Source organism: Lysobacter sp. yr284 (assembly GCF_900107375.1).
Lineage (GTDB): Bacteria > Pseudomonadota > Gammaproteobacteria > Xanthomonadales > Xanthomonadaceae > Lysobacter.
Genome location: NZ_FNPT01000016.1, coordinates 13051 through 31202, shown reverse-complemented (window position 1 = coordinate 31202; position 18152 = coordinate 13051). Strand labels below are relative to the sequence as shown.

16 protein-coding genes and 1 pseudogene are annotated in these 18152 nt (G+C 70.4%); 7 read left to right on the top strand and 10 right to left on the bottom strand.

Annotated elements, in window-relative coordinates; genetic code table 11:
* Window positions 1-22 precede the first annotated feature (22 nt).
* From BLV01_RS19130 to BLV01_RS19090, 9 genes and pseudogenes are all read right to left on the bottom strand, one after another.
* A complete protein-coding gene (locus tag BLV01_RS19130) occupies window positions 23-706 on the bottom strand; it encodes a DUF484 family protein (protein ID WP_175486115.1) in 684 nt (227 codons plus the stop codon).
* Entirely contained in the window at window positions 703-1560 is an 858-nt protein-coding gene (gene dapF / locus BLV01_RS19125; RefSeq protein WP_091803624.1) for a diaminopimelate epimerase, read from the bottom strand. The genes BLV01_RS19130 and dapF overlap by 4 nt, the downstream gene beginning before the upstream one ends.
* Window positions 1561-1807: 247 nt before the next feature.
* Window positions 1808-1897: pseudogene (locus BLV01_RS27195) on the bottom strand (lipoprotein); the annotation flags it as partial.
* A 145-nt stretch (window positions 1898-2042) separates the two neighbouring features.
* Window positions 2043-2516, bottom strand: a complete 474-nt coding sequence (locus BLV01_RS19115) for a YbaN family protein (RefSeq protein WP_091803621.1) — start codon at window positions 2514-2516, stop codon at window positions 2043-2045.
* Window positions 2517-2741: 225 nt separating this feature from the next.
* On the bottom strand, window positions 2742-4907 hold the full coding sequence (locus BLV01_RS19110) for a S9 family peptidase (protein ID WP_091803618.1): 2166 nt from the start codon (window positions 4905-4907) through the stop codon (window positions 2742-2744).
* 181 nt (window positions 4908-5088) lie between these two features.
* Window positions 5089-7209: a prolyl oligopeptidase family serine peptidase gene (locus BLV01_RS19105; protein WP_091803616.1), complete on the bottom strand. Its 2121-nt coding sequence runs from the start codon at window positions 7207-7209 to the stop codon at window positions 5089-5091.
* 289 nt (window positions 7210-7498) lie between these two features.
* Window positions 7499-7897 carry a hypothetical protein gene (locus BLV01_RS27190; protein ID WP_343124250.1) on the bottom strand — a complete coding sequence of 133 codons (399 nt, stop codon included), beginning with the start codon at window positions 7895-7897 and terminating at the stop codon, window positions 7499-7501.
* A 126-nt stretch (window positions 7898-8023) separates the two neighbouring features.
* Window positions 8024-8983, bottom strand: a complete 960-nt coding sequence (locus BLV01_RS19095; RefSeq protein ID WP_091803614.1) for a patatin-like phospholipase family protein — start codon at window positions 8981-8983, stop codon at window positions 8024-8026.
* Complete coding sequence (locus BLV01_RS19090; RefSeq protein ID WP_091803611.1) at window positions 8983-9951, bottom strand: helix-turn-helix transcriptional regulator; 969 nt, start codon at window positions 9949-9951, stop codon at window positions 8983-8985. Before BLV01_RS19090 ends, BLV01_RS19095 begins: the two co-directional genes overlap by 1 nt.
* Before the next feature lie 90 nt (window positions 9952-10041).
* On the opposite strand from BLV01_RS19090, the gene BLV01_RS19085 reads away from it, so the two are divergent.
* The gene (locus tag BLV01_RS19085) at window positions 10042-10632 is read left to right on the top strand and encodes a LolA-like protein (protein WP_091803608.1); all 591 of its coding nucleotides are present in this window, start codon (window positions 10042-10044) and stop codon (window positions 10630-10632) included.
* Window positions 10633-10689: 57 nt separating this feature from the next.
* On the opposite strand, the gene BLV01_RS19080 is transcribed toward BLV01_RS19085, so the two are convergent.
* Entirely contained in the window at window positions 10690-10893 is a 204-nt protein-coding gene (locus tag BLV01_RS19080) for a hypothetical protein (RefSeq protein ID WP_091803605.1), read from the bottom strand.
* A gap of 116 nt (window positions 10894-11009) precedes the next feature.
* Between BLV01_RS19080 and BLV01_RS19075 the strand changes: the two genes are divergently transcribed.
* From BLV01_RS19075 to BLV01_RS19050, 6 genes are all read left to right on the top strand, one after another.
* The gene (locus BLV01_RS19075) at window positions 11010-13886 is read left to right on the top strand and encodes a molybdopterin oxidoreductase family protein (protein ID WP_091803602.1); all 2877 of its coding nucleotides are present in this window, start codon (window positions 11010-11012) and stop codon (window positions 13884-13886) included.
* A 109-nt stretch (window positions 13887-13995) separates the two neighbouring features.
* Entirely contained in the window at window positions 13996-14199 is a 204-nt protein-coding gene (locus tag BLV01_RS19070) for a hypothetical protein (protein ID WP_091803599.1), read from the top strand.
* Window positions 14196-14996 (top strand): 4Fe-4S dicluster domain-containing protein, encoded by an 801-nt coding sequence (locus BLV01_RS19065; RefSeq protein ID WP_091803596.1) that lies wholly within the window; start codon window positions 14196-14198, stop codon window positions 14994-14996. Before BLV01_RS19070 ends, BLV01_RS19065 begins: the two co-directional genes overlap by 4 nt.
* A 287-nt stretch (window positions 14997-15283) precedes the next feature.
* A complete protein-coding gene (locus BLV01_RS19060; RefSeq protein ID WP_091803593.1) occupies window positions 15284-16237 on the top strand; it encodes a dimethyl sulfoxide reductase anchor subunit family protein in 954 nt (317 codons plus the stop codon).
* A gap of 138 nt (window positions 16238-16375) precedes the next feature.
* The gene (locus BLV01_RS19055) at window positions 16376-17095 is read left to right on the top strand and encodes a DUF481 domain-containing protein (RefSeq protein ID WP_091803590.1); all 720 of its coding nucleotides are present in this window, start codon (window positions 16376-16378) and stop codon (window positions 17093-17095) included.
* A gap of 250 nt (window positions 17096-17345) precedes the next feature.
* Window positions 17346-18026: a DUF481 domain-containing protein gene (locus BLV01_RS19050; RefSeq protein ID WP_217633544.1), complete on the top strand. Its 681-nt coding sequence runs from the start codon at window positions 17346-17348 to the stop codon at window positions 18024-18026.
* Window positions 18027-18152 lie beyond the last annotated feature (126 nt).

Below are 18152 nucleotides of genomic sequence, written 5' to 3'. Positions count from 1 at the left end.
CCGCATCCGCCGCTGCGCGCCGTCAGTCGAAGCGGCGCAGCGCCACCGCCAGCGACTCGCCCATCATCCGCAGGAACAGCGTGCCCATGCCCGGGAAGAAGCGGTTGGCGTCGCGGCTGCCGACCGCGATCAGGCCGATGCCCGGCAGCGGCAGCAATGCGGTGGATTGCACGTCGGCGGCGCGGTCGGCGTACAGCACTTCGTGCTTTTCCGGCTGCAGGCGGCCGCACAGCGGCTCGCCGTCGGCGAGCGCGTCGCGGAACGGCTGCAGGCGCGCGTCGCCGTCCTCGATCGCCTGCAGCCACTCGCTGTCGGCGACGCCGTCGTAGCGGCGCAGCACGATCAGCCGGACCAGGTCGCCGTTGAAATCCTCGGCCAGGCTCGCGGCCATCGCGCGCAGGGTGTCGCCGGGGTTGGACTGGCGCATCAACGCCAGGGTCAGCTGGTGCGTGCGCACGGCCAGGCGTTCGTTCTCCTGGGCGTTGCCGAACAGCTCGTGCAGGCGGCGCGAGAGTTCGCGGTTCTTGTCGCGCAGCACTTCCAGCTGGTAGCTGGCCAGCGAGGCGGCCGAGCCTTCCTCGCGCGGCACCACCAGGCTCATCGACAGGTCGGGGAACTGCTGCAGGAAACGCGGGTGGCGGCGCAGCCACGCGGCGACTTCATGCGCGCCGAACTCGGCCGGCTTGTCGCCGGATCGTTCGCTCATCGGTTCCATTCTCCTTCGAATACGAATGCGGTCGGCCCGGACATCGACAGCGACGACTCGGCGTCGGGCCAGGCGATGCGCAACTCGCCGCCGGGCAGTTGCACGGCGACTTCGCGCTGGATGCGGCCGCGCTGCATCAGCACCGCGGCGGCGGCGCAGGCGCCGGAGCCGCAGGCCAGGGTCTCGCCGACGCCGCGCTCGTACACGCGCAGGCGGATGCGGTCGGGCGCCACCACCTGGGCGAAGCCGACGTTGGCCGATTCGGGGAATTCCTGGCTGGATTGCAGCATCGGCCCGATCGTCTCCACCGGCGCGGCGTCGACGTCGTCGACCTCGATCACCGCGTGCGGGTTGCCCATCGATACCGCGCCGAAGCCGATCACGGTGTCGTGCACGTCGAGCACGTACTGGTCCTGGCGCGCGGGATAGCCGCGCAGCGGAATGCGCGCCGGATCGAATTCGGGACGGCCCATGTCGATGCGGAAGCGCCCTTCGCCGAGCGCGGCGACCGGGTGGCGGCCGGCCGGGCTGTCGACGGCGAAGTCGCCGTCGCCGGCGGCGCCGTCGCGCACCAGCCAGGCGGCGATGCAGCGCGCGCCGTTGCCGCATTGCTGCGAGGCCGAGCCGTCGGAGTTCCAGATCCGGTAGGACGCCACCGCGCCGGCGCTGCGCGGGTCTTCGACGGTGAGTATCTGGTCGCAGCCCACGCCGACGTGGCGGTCGGCCAGGCGCCGGCACAATTCGGGGCCCGGCGCGGCACCGCCGCCGCGCAGGTCGAGCACGACGAAGTCGTTGCCGGCGCCGTGCATCTTGCTGAAGCGCAGCGGCGCGGCCGGAGCGGCGGCCTCAGCCATCGCCCTGGCCGCTGGCGGGGACCGGTTCGGCGGGCTTGTCCTGGGCCGGCTTGTCGGCGCCGTCGGAGGCGTCCTGCTTGTCCTTGTCCGCGCCCACGGCCGGCGGGGTCAGCACCTGGTCCAGCGACGGCACGGCCGCGCCCTTCTTGCGCGGGTCGGTCGCCACCGGCGGCGCGTTGGCGTTGGAGATGGTCACCGGCACTTCGCCGGGCTTGGCCTTGGGCGGCTCGGGCGGCGGCGGCGCGGTCGGCAGGACCAGCGGTCCCTTGTTGCCGCAGGCGGCCAGGACCAGGGTCAGCGCGGCCGGAATCAGGAGCGGGGCGAGGCGTGCATTCATGGCCGAAGTGTAGCCCGCGGGGGTGACCGAAACGAACCCGGCGCGCGGGACTGCGAACGGCGTCGGGGTGCGGGTTCAGGCTGGATGCGGCGCTCGGGTTCGCGGTGCGGCGGGCCTTCGGCGGGCGCCATGCGCGGCGCGGCGTTCAACCGGCCGGCGGCTCCGGCCGGCGCCACAACCACACCGCCACCACGGCCATGATCGCGGTGCCGCTGGCGGCCATCCACCACTTCGGCGAGGTCAGGAACATGATCGCCGCGCACAGCGCCATCATCGATACCGCCAGCCGCTTGGCCCGGCGGCCGACCGCGCCGTGCGCCTGCCAGTCGCGGATCATCGGGCCGAACTGGCGGTGCGCCAGCAGCCGGGCGTGCAGGCGCTGCGAGCCGCGCGCGGCGGCGTAGGCCGACAGCAGCACGAACGGCACCGTCGGCAGGCCCGGCACGACGATGCCGACGATGCCCAGGCCGAGGCTGGCGTAGGCCAGCAGCCACCAGGCCCAGCGCAAGCGGCCCTGGGGTGCCGGCGGCGGTGCGGGCGGCGGCGATGCGGCCTCGTTCGCGGCGGGCGGCGGCGGCGCGGAGCCGGCGGCGTCCTCGGGAGGCGGGAGAACGGACATGGCGGAAGTATGCGGCGTGGGATGTCGGCCGGCAGCAGGCAGCGGCGATCTGAAAAGAACGCATCGGGGCTGAAGCCCCTCCCACAAGAGCCGCCTGGGCTGCGGTCGCGACGGCCGTTGTGGGAGGGCCTTCAGGCCCGATGCTCTCCGCTCGGGTTCGCCACACCCCACAAACGAACGGGCCCGGCTCGCGCCAGGCCCGTCGTCGCACTCGGCCGCGGCGATTTACTTCGCCTCGGCCTCGTGGCTCACCTGCAGCTGGTCGATCATGAACGCGAACATCTCCGACTGCTCGCGATAGCGCCGGAACCGCCCCGACTTGCCGCCGTGGCCGGCGTCCATGTTGGTGCGGAACAGCACCGGGAACTTGCCGGTGTCCAGGGTGCGCAGCCGCGCCACGTACTTGGCCGGCTCCCAGTACTGCACCTGCGAATCCCACAGACCGGTGCCGACGAACATCGCCGGGTACGCCTGCCGCTTCAGGTTGTCGTAGGGCGAGTACGACAGCATGTACTCGTAGTAGGCCTTCTTCTCCGGATTGCCCCACTCGTCGTACTCGTTGGTGGTCAGCGGGATGCTGGCGTCGAGCATCGTCGTCACCACGTCCACGAACGGCACCTGCGACAGGATCACCCGGTACTTGTCGGGCGCCATGTTGGAGATCGCGCCCATCAGCAGGCCGCCGGCGCTGCCGCCGTACGCGGCGACGCGGTCCGGTGCGGCGTAGCCGGCCTCGACCAGGGCCTGGGTGACGTCGACGAAGTCGTTGAAGGTGTTCTGCTTCTTGAACAGCTTGCCGTTGTCGTACCACTGCCGGCCCATTTCCTGGCCGCCGCGGATATGGGCGATGGCGTAGACCATGCCGCGGTCGAGCAGGCTGACGTTGGTGCCGGAGAAGCCCGGGTCGCTGGAAATGCCGTAGCTGCCGTAGGCGTACTGCAGCAGCGCGGCCTTGCCGTTCTTCTGGAAGCCCTTCTTGTAGACCACCGACACCGGCACCTTGACGCCGTCGCGCGCGGTCGCCCAGAAGCGCTCGGTGACGTACTTGTCCGGGTCGTAGCCGATCACCGGCTGGCGCTTGAGCAGCTTGCGCTCGCCGGTGTGGGTGTTGAGCTCGTAGGTCGTCGCCGGCGTGGTCAGCGAGGTGTAGGTGTAGCGCAGCCACGGCGTGTCGTGCTCGGCGTTGGTCGCCAGGCCCATCGAGAACGCCGGCTCGTCGGCCTTGACGAACTCTTCCTTGCCGTCCTTGCCGTCGCTGCCCTTGTGGATCAGGCGCAGGCGCTCGAGCGCTTCGGCGCGCTCGGACACCACGGTGTAGCCGTCGAACAGCTCGAAGCCTTCGATGAAGACGTCGTCGCGGTGAGCGATCCAGTCCTTCCACTCCTTGCGCGAGCGCGCGCCGTCGGGCGCGGTCACCAGCTTGAAGTTCGGCGCCGGCTTGCCGTCGGCGCCCGGCGCGTTGGTGCGGATCACCCAGCGGCCGTCGAGGCGGTCGGCGTCGTATTCGACGTCGCGCTCGCGCGGGGCGAGCACGGCGAACTCCTTGGGATCGGCGGCCGGCGCGCAGCGGGTCTCGCTGGACACGGTGCTGTGCACCACGATGCACAGGTAGGCGTCGTCGCGGGTGCGGCCGATGCCCATGTAGAAGCTGTCGTCCTTTTCCTCGTACACCAGCTCGTCGCTGGACGCCGGGGTGCCGAGCACGTGCTTCTTGACCCGCACGGTCAGCAGCGTTTCCGGGTCGTTCTCGACGTAGAACAAAGTCTTGTTGTCGTCGGCCCAGACCAGGTCGGTGGACACGCCCTCGATCGCGTCCGGGTAGATCTCGCCGGTGTCGAGGTTCTTGAAGCGGATGACGTACTGGCGGCGGCCGACCGCGTCGTCGGCCCAGGCCAGGATGCGGTTGTCCTGGCTGACTTCCATCGCGCCGACGTTGAAGTAGTCCTTGCCCTTGGCCATGACGTTGACGTCGAGCATGACCTGCTCGGCCGCGTCCATGTCGCCCTTGCGGCGCGCGTGGATCGGGTAGTCCTGGCCGGTCTCGAAGCGGGTGTAGTACCAGAAGCCGCGCTCGCGGTACGGCACCGAGCTGTCGTCCTGCTTGATGCGGCCGACGATCTCGCCGTAGAGCTTGTCCTCCAGCGGCTTGAGCGGCTTCATCACCGAGTCGACGTAGGCGTTCTCGGCGTTGAGGTAGGCCAGCATCTGCGGGTTCTTGCGCTTGTCGTCGCGCAGCCAGTAGTACTCGTCCTGGCGTTGCGCGCCGTGCGGCGCCTTGACGGTGTGCGGCTGCTTGGCCGCGACCGGCGGCGCGGGCAGGCCGGCGGCGGGAGCGTTGAGGGTCGTGGTCATCAGTAGCGTGGCCGCTAGAGTGAAGAATGAAGGTTTCATATGGGGTCCGCCGGATTATTCATCAATGGCGCGGGACGTGGCGCGGGGAAATACGATTCGGGTCACGGATGCGGCGATGGCGCGACCGCGCCGACCCAAGCGACCGCCCGCCCGATGCGAGAACGGGCGCCCGAAGGCGCCCGTCCATGATCGAAACCCGTCGCGGTCGCCGCTGGCCGGATCACTTGGCCAGCTGCTCCCACAGGAAGGTGTAGGCCAGCGCGTTCATGTGCGCGGACTGGGCGTTGTTGGCCGCGCCGCCGTGGCCGCCTTCGATGTTCTCGTAGTAGCGCACGTTGCTCTTGCCGGCATCGAGCATCTTCGCCGCCATCTTGCGCGCATGGCCCGGATGGACGCGGTCGTCCTTGGTCGAGGTCATGAAGATCACCGGCGGGTACTCGCGCTTGGCGTCGAACAGGTGGTACGGCGAGAAGGTTTTCACGAACGACCAGTCGGCGGTGTCCGGATCGCCGTACTCGGCCATCCACGACGCGCCGGCCAGCAGGTGGCTGTAGCGCTTCATGTCCAGCAGCGGCACCTGCACCACCACCGCGCCGAACAGCTCGGGGTACTGGGTCAGCATGTTGCCGGTGAGCAGGCCGCCGTTGCTGCCGCCCTGCACGCCCAGGTGCGGGGTCGAGGTGATCTTGCGCGCGATCAGGTCGCGGCCGACCGCGGCGAAGTCCTCGTAGGCCTTGTGCCGGTTGGCCTTGAGCGCGGCCTGGTGCCAGCGCGGGCCGTACTCGCCGCCGCCGCGGATGTTGGCGACCACGTACACGCCGCCCTTCTCCAGCCAGCCCTTGCCGATGCTGCCGGAGTAGTTCGGGGTCAGCGAGATCTCGAAGCCGCCGTAGCCGTACAGCAGGGTCGGCGCCTTGCCGTCGTACTTGAGGTCCTTCGGCCGCACCACGAAGTACGGCACGCGGGTGCCGTCCTGGCTCGCGGCGAAGTGCTGCTCGATCACGTCCCTGGACGCGTCGAAGTAGCTCGGGTTGGTCTTAAGCGTTTCCGGCTTCTTGCCGATTTCGGCCAGCGCCAGGGTGGTCGGGGTCAGGTAGTCCGACGCCGACAGCCACACCGCGTCGCTGTCCTCGCTGTCCACCGCCGACACCATCACGGTGCCGAACGCCGGCGCGCCGACGAACTCGCTGCGCTTCCACTCGCCCGCGCCCGGGGTCAGCACGCTGAGCTTGTACTTGACGTCGTCGAGCACGTTCAGCACAAGGTGCCCGCGGGTCCAGGCCGAGCTGGCCAGCGAGGTGGTGTCGGTCGGCGCGAACACGGTGGTGAAGTCGCGCTTGCCGGCCATGAAGTCGTCGAAGCCGATCGCGATCAGGCTGCCGGCCGCGTACTTCTTGCCGCCGGCCTCATACGGGTCGCGCAGCTCGACCATCAGCCACTGGCGGTAGGCGTACTTCATCGCCGAGTTCGGCAGGTCGACCTTGGTCAGCGTGCCGTCCTTGCCGCGCAGGTACAGCTCGTCGTTGTAGAAGGCCAGGGTGCGGCGGACGAAGTCGCGCTCGAAGCCCTTGGTCGGGTCGTGGTAGGCATCCACCGACATGTCGGTGTCCTTGCCCTCGTACACCAGCTTGGCGTCGGCCATCGGCGTGCCGCGCGTCCACAGGCGCACGGTGCGGTTGTAGCCCGAGGTGGTCATCGTGCCCTTGCCGAAATCGGTGGCGACGTAGACGTGGTCCTTGTCGATCCAGCCCAGGCTGCCCTTGGCCTCGGGACGGAAGAAACCGTCCTTGACCCAGGTCTTGCTGGCCAGGTCGAACTCGCGGGTGACGTCGGCGTCGGAACCGCCGCGCGACAGCGCGACCAGGCAGCGCTGGTACTCGGGCTTGAGGCAGTCGGCGCCGTGCCAGACCCACTGCTCGTTCTCTTCGCGGTTGAGCGCGTCCAGGTCGATCACGGTTTCCCAGGCCGGCTGTTCCTTGCGGTACTCGGCCAGGGTGGTGCGGCGCCACAGGCCGCGCTGGTGCTGCGCGTCCTTCCAGAAGTTGTAGTAGTAGTCGCCGATCTTCTCCACCGCCGGGATCTTGGCGGTGGAATCGAGCACGGCGAGGATGCTGGCTTCGAGCTGCTTGAATTGCGGAGTCGCGGCCAGTTCGGCTTCGGTCTTGGCGTTGCGCGCCTTCACCCATTCCATCGCGCGCGCGCCGTTGACGTCTTCCAGCCAGGCGTAGGGGTCGTCGGTCACTGTGTTCTTCTCCTGGGCGGACGCCACGCCAGCGCTGGCGGCGGCGGCCAGGCCGGCCGCGAACAACAGGGACTGACAGCTCTGGGACAACTTGGGCATGGCGGTTCCGGAACATAGGAAGGCCGCCACGCTATCACAGGGCGCCGGGGCGGCCGCCCTGTCCTTGGTCATGTAGGGAGTTGCCGGGTCTGGCGCGTTGGCGGCGCCGCGGCGGGCGTCGCGAATGCCCGCGATGCAGGCGCAATCCGGCGCCGTCGGGGCCGGCCGGGAGGGCCGCCCGAGCGGCCTCGCGGCGCCTGTGCCGCAAGCCCGAAACCCGGCCGCCGCGACCGCGCCCCGCCGGCCACCGCCGCGGGTGCGGGCGCGATGCGCGCGCCGGCCGTATGGCTCAAGCCACCCGCGGCAGCGGCCGCACCGTGGCCGGGCGGACGCGCCGGCGCACCTGCAGCGCGCCGCGACGGCGGCGGCGCGCCGGCGCGGCCTCGGCGGCCGCGTCCGCGCGCGGCCACGCCGGCAGGCGGAAGCGGTTGAGCGCCCACCACGCCAACGCCGGCATCCCGACCAGCCACAGCGGCAGCCAGCCGATCGCGGCGTGCGAGCCGCGCGCGGCCGGCAGCATCAGCACCAGCAGCGCGCCGACGGCGGTGGCGTAGCCCAGGGCCGTGCCGAGGTCGGCGCGCCAATCCGGCGCGGCGCGCAGGTCGCCGCCGAACTCGGGATCGAACCCGCGATCGGGCGAGGAACCCGACGGGGCGTCGGCGCGGCGGGCGGTTTCGAGGACGGTCATGGCCGGACTCCGGAAGCGGGAAAGTGGGACGACTCGTGGTGAGTCCAACTTCCCGCCGCGGCGTCTCAGGGGCTGCGATATCGGCGACCGCTCGTCGGGACCGCCGTCGCGGCGGCCCCGGCCGGCTCAGTAGCCGGCCTTGTCCAGGGCCTGCTCGGCCTGTTCGCGGCCCAGCTCGATCAGTTCCTTGGCGCGCCAGAATTCATAGAACTGGCAGGCGTCGCGCGGAATGCGGATGACCAGTTCCGGCGGGTCCAGCGCCAGCTGCACGCGCGCGATCTGCGCCTGCATGGTGTCGAGCGAACGCGCCATCAGTTCGCTGAAACTCAACTCGTGCGGCGGCGCGTCTTCGGGCGGATCGATCGTCACCGGCTGGTTGCGGCGGAACCAGCGGCTCAGCGGCGGCGGCTTGACCGAGACGATCTGCTCGGCCGGCACCGGCGCGTGCCGGGCCTCGTCGGCGCCGGCATGGCGGCCGAGCGTGCCGGTGGGCTGGTCGGGCCAGCCGTGCATGTCCACCGCGATCAGCCGGTGCGCGTCGGACAGGCGCGTGGCGGTGATCGGCAGCGGCGCCAGCAGGCCGCCGTCGACCAGTTCGCGGCCGTGCAGTTCGTAAGGCGTGAACACGCCGGGGATGGCGATCGAGGCGCGGATCGCGTCCCACAGGTCGCCCTCGCGCAGCCACACCTCGCGCTGGCGCAGCAGGTCGACCGCGACCGCGGTGAACTGCACCGGCAATTGCTCGATGCGCGGCTCGCCGATCAGCTCGCGCAGCGCGTGCATGAGCCGGTCGCCGCGGAACAGCGCCGGCTGGCCGAACACCGGGTCGAGCAGGCGCAGCATGTCGGTGCGGCTCATGCTGTAGAGCCAGTCGCGGTACACCCCCATCTTGCCGGCGGCGAACAGGCCGCCGACCAGGGCGCCGCTGGAAGAACCGGCGACCGCGACGATGCGCAGGCCGCGCGCCTGCAGCGCCTCGATCACCCCGATCTGGGCCAGCCCGCGCGCGCCGCCCGCGCCGAGCACCAGGGCGACGGGTTCGCCCTGCTCGGCATGGCCGGCGCGCGGAATATCGGCGCCGGCCATCAGCGGCCGTAGTTGCTCAACGCCAGTTCCAACATGGTCTTGGCCTGTTCGCGCAGCACCACCGGCTCGACGATCTCGGCGTCGTTGCCGTAGTGCATGACGTCCATCAGCAACTCGCGCCCGGCGCTGTAGGGCACCTTCAGCTCGTAGCGGCCGTCCGGCAGGAACCGGCCCTGCTGCTGCGAATGCCAGTGCTCGTCGGCGACCCAGCGCGCCGCCTTGGCGCTGAACAGGATCGTCGCCCAGCCCTTGGGCGCGCCGGAGAAGATGCCGTAACTCGACGCCAGATGCTGGTCGAGCTCGTCGTCGGCGACGTCGCGCGCCACGTCCTCGCCGATCTTGGCCGCGCTGATGCGGTCGACCGAGAAGCTGCGCAGCGCGTCGCGCTCGTGGTCCCAGGCGTCGAGGTACCAGTTCTCGCGGTAATGCGTCAGCCGCTGCGGCGAGACGCTGCGGCGGGTGCGCTCGTCGGTGGAGCGGGCGCGGTATTCGAACGTCAGGCGCTTGCGGTCGAGCACCGCGGTGGCGACGGCGCGGAACGCGGTCTCGTCCTGGCGGCGGGTGCGGTGCGGGATCACCCGCACGCGCTCCACCGGCAGGCGGCGGCCGCCGGCGTGCTCGTCGAGCAGTTTCTCGATGCGCTGCTGCAACGGCGCCAGCGCGTTCGACAGCACCCCGCCGCCGCTGCGCATCAGCAACTGCTGCGCGGCCAGCAGCGCGTGCAGTTCCTCCGAGCTCAGCCACAGTCCGGGCAGTTCGAAGCGGTCGCCTTCGCTGGTGTCGTAGCGGAAGCCCGCCTCGCCGTTGCCGACCACCGGTGCCATCAGGTAGTCGCGCAGGTAGGCCAGATCCCGATAGACGGTCGCGCGCGAGCATTCCAGGTCCTCCTGGAGCCGCTGAACTGTGACCGGGTACCTGGCCGCAGTGAGAATCCGGTGCAACGCGTGAATGCGTTCGATACGTTCCATGTCGGCCGAGGTGTGGTGGAGGCGGTGGGGACAGAACTAGCATGGCATCGGCCGCTGTCCGGCCGCCACCATCGAACCTGGGGATCCTACGTGATCAAGACGTCATTATCCGCAACACTGGTCCCGGCGGCGGTACTGCTGGGCCTGGCCGCCGCCCACCCGGCCGTCGCCGGGCCGAAGGAGGAGGTGGTCGCCGCGGTGGACAAGTTCCTCGCCGCCAAGAGCTACCACGCCAGCATGAGCATGGGCCCCGGCGCGGCCACCGAGACCGACTTCGTCGCGCCCGACCGCATGCGCGTGAGGCTGGGCACGATGGGCAACCAGATCCTGATCGGCGACACCATGTACGTGACCGTCCAGGGCAAGACCCGCAAGCAACCCGCGCCCGGCGGCGGCGTGGCGGGCATGCGCAGCCGCGAGAAGGTGCTGGGCAACCTGCAGACGCTGAAGGTCGCCGCGCTGGGCGCCGAAACCCTCGCCGGCACCGCCACGCGCAAGTACAAAGTGGAGAACAGCCAACCGAACAAGACCTCCTCGACCTTCTGGGTGGCCGCCGCCACCGGCTACCCGGTGCAGGCGGTGAACGTGGCCGAAGTCGGCGGCAAGACCTATACCTCGACTTTGAAGTATTCGCGTTACAACGATCCGAGTATCAGGATCGAGGCGCCGGCGGTGAAGTGACATTAGACACGGCCGCGGTCGCACGGGTTGCGACCGCGGCGGCGGCGTCCCGCACATTCAGCCGCCCGTGGCGCGTATCGCCGCGCCCATCTTCTGCACCAGATACAGGGCGCCGATGCCCAGCGCCGCCGAGACGAGCGCGGCCAGGTACCAGCGATTGAAGCCCGGCCGGCGCACGCGCTCGCTGTAGCCGACCCAGGCCAGCAGTACTGCGACCCAGATCGGTCCGCCGCAGGCGGCGAACCCAAACACGACGTCCATTCCTTGGCGCTCCCTGGGCGCATCGTTGCGCAGCGCAGTATGTCCGGACCGGCGCGGCAGCGACAAGCCGGGCCGGCGCGCTCGCCTGAGTGCGACGCAGTAGGCACAATGGCCGCATGAGACAGCCCGCTCCGTCCGAGCCAGCGCTCGACCTGTCGCCCTCGCCCGGCGATACGGTCAAGACTACAACTTGTTACATGTGCGCCTGCCGCTGCGGCATCAAGGTGTGGCTGGCCGACGGTCGCATCCGCTACATCCAGGGCAATCCCGAGCATCCGGTCAACCAGGGCGTGCTGTGCGCCAAGGGCTCGGCCGGGATCATGCAGCACTACTCGCCGGCCCGGCTGAGCAAGCCGCTGCTGCGGGTCGGCGAACGCGGCCGCGGCGAGTTCCGCGAGATCGAATGGGACGAAGCGCTGTCGATCGCCGCCGGCTGGCTCGGCGCGATCCGCGAGCGCAATCCCGACGAACTGGCGTTCTTCACCGGCCGCGACCAGTCGCAGGCGCTGACCGGCTGGTGGGCGCAGCAGTTCGGCACGGTCAACTACGCCGCGCACGGCGGTTTCTGCTCGGTCAACATGGCCGCCGGCGGGCTGTACACGCTGGGCGGCTCGTTCTGGGAATTCGGCGAGCCCGACTGGGAGCATTCGCGCTACCTGATGCTGTGGGGCGTGGCCGAAGACCACGACTCCAACCCGATCAAGCTCGGCCTGGGCAAGCTGAAGGCGCGCGGGGCCAAGATCGTTTCGGTCAACCCGGTGCGCAGCGGCTATGGCGCGATCGCCGACGAGTGGATCGGGATCCGGCCGGGCACCGACGGGCTGTTCGCGTTCGCGCTGATCCACGAGTTGTTGAAGGCCGACAAGATCGACCTGGACTACCTGGTGCGCTACACCAATGCGCACTGGCTGGTGCTGCGCGATCCGGGCGGCGCCCAGGACGGTTTGTTCGCGCGCGACGGCGAAGGCCGCGCGCTGTGCTGGGACCGCAGCGCCGGCAGCGCGCAGCGCGCCGAAGCGGTGGATGTCTCGCCGGCGGTGGTCGGCGAATACACGCTCGCCGACGGCCGCCGCGCGGTGCCGGTGTTCCACCTCGTCGCCGAACGCTACCTCGACCCGCAGTACGCGCCCGACGCGGTCGCCGAACGCTGCGGCATTCCCGCCGACACCATCCGCCGCATCGCCGGCGAATTAGCGCAAGCCGCGTTCGAACAACCGGTGCGCCTGCCGATCGCCTGGACCGACGCGCACGGCCGCGAGCACGCCGAAATGGTCGGGCGCCCGGTCAGCCTGCACGCGATGCGCGGCATCAGCGCGCACAGCAACGGCTTCCACACCTGCCGCGCGCTACACCTGCTGCAGCTGTTGCTCGGCGCGGTCGACACGCCCGGCTCGTTCCGCTATCAACCGCCCTACCCCAAGCCGATCCCGCCGCCGAACCGTCCCGGCAAACAGCGCCAGGCCAACGGCGCGCTGGACGCCGCGCCGCTCGGTTTCGTCCACGGCCCCGAGGACCTGGTCGTCGACGCCGAAGGCAACCCGCGCCGCATCGACCACGCCTTCTCCTGGGGTTACCCGCTGTCCGCGCACGGCATGATGCACAGCGTGATCCGCAACGCCTGGGCCGGCGATCCGTACAAGATCGACACGCTGATGATGTTCATGGCCAACATGAGCTGGAACTCGGCGATGAACACGCGCCAGACCATGGCTTGGCTCACCGACAAGGACGACGGCGGCGACTACCGCATTCCACACATCGTCTACGCCGACGCCTACGCCTCGGAGATGACCGCCTACGCCGACCTGGTGCTGCCGGACACCACCTACCTGGAACGCTTCGACGCGATCAGCCTGCTCGACCGGCCGATCTCCGACGCGGATTCGGCCTGCGACGCGATCCGCCATCCCATCGTCGATGCCGCCGAGCAGCGCTTGGGCGCCGAGGAAAAACCGCGCGACGTGCGCGGCTTCCAGTCGGTGCTGCTCGACCTGGGCGCGCGCCTCGGCCTGCCCGGCATGACCCTGGACGACGGCAGCCCGCGCTATCGCGATTACGCCGACTACATCGTCCACCACGAACGCGCGCCCGGCGTCGGCCTGCTCGCCGGCTGGCGCGGCGAGCGCGGCGAACTCGAAGCCAAGGGCCCGCCCAATCCCGAGCAGTTGCAGCGCTACATCGACAACGGCGGTTTCTGGCGCGGCCACGTGCCGGAGGCGGCGCGCTATTTCAAGATGAGCAACCGCGCCTACCTCGACTGGGCGCAGAAGCTGGGCTTCCTCGGCCACGCCGACCCGATCGCACTGCAGTTGTATTCGGAAACGCTGCAGAAGTTCCGCCTCGCCGCGCAGGGCCACGGCCCGCAGCAGCCGCCGGAACAGCATCGCGAGCGCGTGGCGACCTATTTCGATCCGCTGCCGATCTGGTACGAACCTTTCGAAGGCGCGCAACTGGAAGACGGCGCCGCGCGCTTCCCGCTCAGCGCGGTGACCCAGCGGCCGATGTTCATGTACCACGCCTGGGGCTCGCAGAACGCCTGGCTGCGCCAGATCGCCGCGCGCAACTACCTGTACCTGCATCCGGACACCGGCGCGCGCCACGGCATCGCCGACGAGGACTGGATCGACGTCGAGTCGCACCACGGCCGCATCCGCGTGCAGGCCAAGTTCGCCGGCAACGTCCAGCCCGACACGGTCTGGACCTGGAACGCGATCGGCAAGCGCCGCGGCGCGTGGAAGCTCGACAAGAACGCGCCGGAAGGCCGCAAGGGCTTCCTGCTCAACCATTTGATCAGCGACGTGACGCCGCGCGGCGACTACGCCAACGCCGACCCGGTCACCGGCCAGGCCGCGTGGTTCGACCTGCGCGTGGCGATCCGCAAGGCCGACGCCGCCGGCGACGCGCAGTCGCAGCCGCAGTTCGAGCCCTTGCCGGGCCCGGCCGCCGATGACCGGCCGCTGCGTTACGGCGTAGAGTTCCGGCAACGGCGATGACCTGCGCCGCTGCCGCACCAACGCCAGGGAGGCGACCGCACCATGATTGCCGCTGCAGACACAGGCCGATGGGCCGTACCGACGGGCGCATCGCGATGAGGGCGCGGCGATGAGGGCGGCGCGCGTGTTCGCCGGCCTGCTGTGCATGCTGGCCAGCGTCGCGGCGGTGTTCCTGCTCGGCCTGGGCGGGCTGGATCCGGCCGCGCCGGCCGCGGCGACGCCGGCGGTGGTGGCGTTGTTGCCGAGCGTGGCGCTGGGCCTGTCGCTGTTCGCGCTGGGCTTGTGGCTGGTGTTCGCGGGGCGCCGGCGATGACCGCGCTGCCGCCGCCGTCGAAGAAGAAGCTCGGCCTGGTGATCGACCTGGACACCTGCGTGGGCTGCCATGCCTGCGCGGTGAGCTGTAAGGAATGGAACGCCGGCGGCTTCGCCGCGCCGCTGACCGACGAGCGCCCTTACGGCGAAGACCCCAGCGGGGTCTGGTTCAACCGCGTGCACAGCTACGAACTGGCGGCGCAGGACCCGCCGGCCGGCGGCTGCGGCGCCGGCGCCAGCACCGACGTCGCCGAGGCGCCGCAACCGGCGATGACTCTGCACTTCCCGCGTTCGTGCCTGCACTGCGAACAGCCGGCCTGCGTCACCGTGTGCCCGACCGGCGCCAGCTACAAGCGCGCCGAAGACGGCATCGTGCTGGTCGACGAGGACAAGTGCATCGGCTGCAAGCTGTGCTCATGGGCCTGTCCCTACGGCGCGCGCGAGTACAGCGCGGTCGAGGGCGTGATGAAGAAGTGCACGCTGTGCATCGACCGCATCTACAACGACAACCTGTCCGAAGCCGAGCGCCAACCGGCCTGCGTGCAGGCCTGCCCGACCCGCGCGCGCCACTTCGGCGACCTCGGCGACCCGGACTCGGCGGTGTCGAAACTGGTGGCCGAACGCGGCGGCGTCGACCTGATGGCGCAGCTCGGCTACCAGCCGACCAACAAGTACCTGCCGCCGCGTCCGCGCCGCGCGGGCGTGGCTAAGGCCGATGCGCCCGCGCGCGAGGAAGCGCTGGACGCGCAAGCCTTGCCGACGGTGCTGCGCTGGCTCGACCGGGTGCTGTCGCGATGAAGTCCGCGCGGCCCGCGCCGCCGCGGCGCACGCGACGCGGCGGTTCGCGGCATGCGCTTGGGCGCGCGCGGCGGGACCGGGCGGGCGCGGCGTGTGCGACGCTGATGCGCGCAGGCGGGATTGCGGCCGATCGGATTCTCCGCGCTCGGCAGCGGCCGGCCACGGCCTCGCCGGCTTCGATCCGGCCGGGCCGATTCGCTGCCTGCGCGTACTCGCTTTCCATGTTCCGCCCGATCCGCCGCACGCCGGCGCGTTCGACTCCTCTCGTGGCTCGCCTTCGCTGACGCATGCATCCGGCTTTCTCGGTCATTTTCTTCACCACCCTCTCCGGCGCCGGCTACGGGCTGATGGCTTGGCTCGGCGCGCTCGCGCTGCTGCAGCACGGCGGCCTGCGCGGCGCGCCGGAGCTGCCGCTGTCCACGCTCGGCGCCGGCCTGCTCGGCTCGCTGCTGCTGGTCACCGTCGGGCTGTTGAGCTCGACCGCGCACCTGGGCAAGCCGCTGCGCGCGTGGCGCGCGTTCTCGCAATGGCGCACCTCGTGGCTGTCGCGCGAAGGGGTGATGGCGCTGCTGACCTACGCACCGGCGCTGGCGCTGCTGGCCTGGCTGCTGGCGCTGGCCCCGCAGCGCGCGCTGCCGCCGGCGTGGCCGGCGCTGGCCGGCGCCGCGCTGGCGGTGTGCGCGCTGCTGACGGTGGCGTGCACGGCGATGATCTACGCCTCGCTGCCGCCGATCCCGGCCTGGCGGCATCCGCTGGTGGTGCCGGTGTACCTGGCCTTCGCCCTGCTCAGCGGCGCGGCCCTGCTCGCCGCGCTGCCGGCCTCGTTCGCCGGCGGCCGCGTCGCGGCCTGGGCGGTGCTCGCGCTGGCGCCGCTGACCGCACTGCTGAAGTGGCGCTACTGGCGCGCGATCGACCGCGACCCGCTGCCGGCGACGCGCGGCGAGGCGATCGGCCTGCCGGCGCGCACGCCGTCGGTGTTCGAGCGCCCGCACACCGAAGACAACTACCTCACCCGCGAAATGGGCTATGTGCTGGCGCGCAAGCATGCGGCCAAGCTGCGCCGGATCGCGCTGGTCCTGTTCGCGGCCGTGCCGCTGGCGCTGGCCGCGCTGGCGCTGGCGCTGCCGGCGGCGACCGCGCCGCTGATGGCCGCCGCCGCGCTGTCGGTGCTGGCCGGCGCCCTGGTCGAGCGCTGGCTGTTCTTCGCCCAGGCGCGGCATCTGGTGACGCTGTACTACTGAGCACGCCACCCCCGAAGGCCGCCCGTAACGGGCTGAATAGCCTGAATATTGTGACGGTCTTCACATTTATTCCTGCATAGTCTCCGGACCGCCGGATCCGCCCGGCGGTTTTTTTTGTCCACGATCCGGAGTCGCTGCATGTACAAATTGTTCGCCGCCGCCGCGCTGTGCGCCGCGTTCTCGCCCCTCGCCCACGCCCAGGAAGCCGCCAAGAAGGACGGCTGGAGCGGCACCGGCGAGCTCGGCCTGGCCATCTCCAAGGGCAACACCGACAGCCAGACCCTGATCGGCAAGCTCAACATCGCCAAGGAAGACGCGCAGTGGAAGCACTCGGCGGGCGCCTCGTTCCTGTACGGCAAGCAGGACAAGGTCGAGAGCGCGCGCCGCTACGAGGTCTTCGGCAGCAGCGGCTACCGCCTGGGCCAGCGCAGCTACGTGTTCGGTTCGGCGCGCAACGAGCGCGACCACTTCACCGCCAACGAGTACCAGTGGACCGCCGCGGTCGGCTACGGCTTCGAGGCGATCAAGGACAAGGACACCCACCTGACCTTCGAGATCGGCCCCGGCTACCGCTGGGCCAAGCTGCAGGACCTGCGCGAGCACAACAACGAAGTCATCGCCCGCGGCTTCATGGATTTCGGCCACAAGCTCACCGACACCACCTCGGTCTACAACACCCTGCTGATCGAGGCCGGTAGCGACAACACCTACGCCCGCAACGATCTCGGCCTGCTGGTCAAGATGACCGACGCGCTGGCGCTGAAGGCCGGTGTGGAAGTGCGCCACAACACCGACGTGCTGCCGGGGACCAAGAAGACCGACACGCTGACCACGATGAACGTGGTGTACGGCTTCTGATTCGCGGGGCCGCCCCGGTGGCGCCGGGGCGGCCTTGGGAATGGGGCTGGCAACCCGCAGCAGGGGTGCGGGCCCAAGGCCTCGGCGAGGTGCGGTACGCGGGGCCGGCTCGATTTCAGGCGTGAACCGGCGCAGCGAGGCTCATGCGCCCGCTGCGTGACCGCAAGCTGTCCGATGGGTGCTTCGGTCGCAGCCCTGTAACCGGTTCCATGGCATTATGCTGGGCCGTCTCCACGACCGCTTCCAGACGATGCTCGGTGCAATCGGGCTCGCCCTGCTCGGCGCGCCCCTGGTCACATTGCCCAATCCCGCCTTCGGCGGGGACCCGACGCTGATCGCCATCGCCAGCGATCCGGCGCAGATGCGTTTGTATTGTTTTTCGACCCGCTGCGGCGACGAGGAATGGCGCGTGGCGATGGCGCCGAAGCAGCGCCTGCCCGACATCGACCCGGCCGAACTGCCGCCGCTGCGGCCCAACGTGTTCCTGCCCGGCCAGCAACGCGTCGGCATCGGCGGCGTCAGCGCCCCGGCCAGCTCGCGCGAGAGCCGGGCGATGTACTCCAACGACTACCGCATCGGCACCCGCTACGGCGTGCAGGCCATGCGCGACGGCCCGACCCAGATCGGCCTGAGCTTCGGCGCCGGCTACCGCCTGGCGCCGCTGTACGACGACGGCATCAACCGCACCGGCGCGGTGTTCCGCGGCGAGCTCAACCTCGGCCAGCGCCTCACCGAGCGCGCCCGCTGGACCCAGCGCGTGCAGGTCGAAAGCGGCCGCGGCGACACCTTCGTCAAACAGTCGGTGCGGCTGGACGTGGACCTGTACTCGAACTGGAAACTGGAAACCGACTTCGCCATCCGCCACGACAACAGGGGCGGCGGCGGCAGCGACAGCGCGGAAAGTTCGATCGAGCTGATCCGGCGGTTCTGAGCCGCGCTCGGGCGCGGATCGCGGGCGCAGCGTCGGACACAAAAGCGTCGGGGCTAAAGCCCCTCCCACAAAACCTGGGCCACTTGTCCGTGGTTGTGGGAGGGCCTTTCAGGCCCGACGCTTTTC

Excerpts from the sequence above, each read along its gene's own strand:
- BLV01_RS19050 (WP_217633544.1), top strand. The coding sequence starts at position 17,346 with ATGCTCGGTGCAATCGGGCTCGCCCTGCTCGGCGCGCCCCTGGTCACA.
- BLV01_RS19130 (WP_175486115.1), bottom strand. The coding sequence starts at position 706 with ATGAGCGAACGATCCGGCGACAAGCCGGCCGAGTTCGGCGCGCATGAA.
- BLV01_RS19115 (WP_091803621.1), bottom strand. The coding sequence starts at position 2,516 with ATGTCCGTTCTCCCGCCTCCCGAGGACGCCGCCGGCTCCGCGCCGCCG.
- BLV01_RS19080 (WP_091803605.1), bottom strand. The coding sequence starts at position 10,893 with ATGGACGTCGTGTTTGGGTTCGCCGCCTGCGGCGGACCGATCTGGGTC.
- BLV01_RS19090 (WP_091803611.1), bottom strand. The coding sequence starts at position 9,951 with ATGGAACGTATCGAACGCATTCACGCGTTGCACCGGATTCTCACTGCG.
- BLV01_RS19060 (WP_091803593.1), top strand. The coding sequence starts at position 15,284 with ATGCATCCGGCTTTCTCGGTCATTTTCTTCACCACCCTCTCCGGCGCC.
- BLV01_RS19075 (WP_091803602.1), top strand. The coding sequence starts at position 11,010 with ATGAGACAGCCCGCTCCGTCCGAGCCAGCGCTCGACCTGTCGCCCTCG.
- BLV01_RS19105 (WP_091803616.1), bottom strand. The coding sequence starts at position 7,209 with ATGCCCAAGTTGTCCCAGAGCTGTCAGTCCCTGTTGTTCGCGGCCGGC.
- BLV01_RS19055 (WP_091803590.1), top strand. The coding sequence starts at position 16,376 with ATGTACAAATTGTTCGCCGCCGCCGCGCTGTGCGCCGCGTTCTCGCCC.
- BLV01_RS27190 (WP_343124250.1), bottom strand. The coding sequence starts at position 7,897 with ATGACCGTCCTCGAAACCGCCCGCCGCGCCGACGCCCCGTCGGGTTCC.
- BLV01_RS19070 (WP_091803599.1), top strand. The coding sequence starts at position 13,996 with ATGAGGGCGGCGCGCGTGTTCGCCGGCCTGCTGTGCATGCTGGCCAGC.
- BLV01_RS19095 (WP_091803614.1), bottom strand. The coding sequence starts at position 8,983 with ATGGCCGGCGCCGATATTCCGCGCGCCGGCCATGCCGAGCAGGGCGAA.
- dapF (WP_091803624.1), bottom strand. The coding sequence starts at position 1,560 with ATGGCTGAGGCCGCCGCTCCGGCCGCGCCGCTGCGCTTCAGCAAGATG.
- BLV01_RS19110 (WP_091803618.1), bottom strand. The coding sequence starts at position 4,907 with ATGAAACCTTCATTCTTCACTCTAGCGGCCACGCTACTGATGACCACG.
- BLV01_RS19065 (WP_091803596.1), top strand. The coding sequence starts at position 14,196 with ATGACCGCGCTGCCGCCGCCGTCGAAGAAGAAGCTCGGCCTGGTGATC.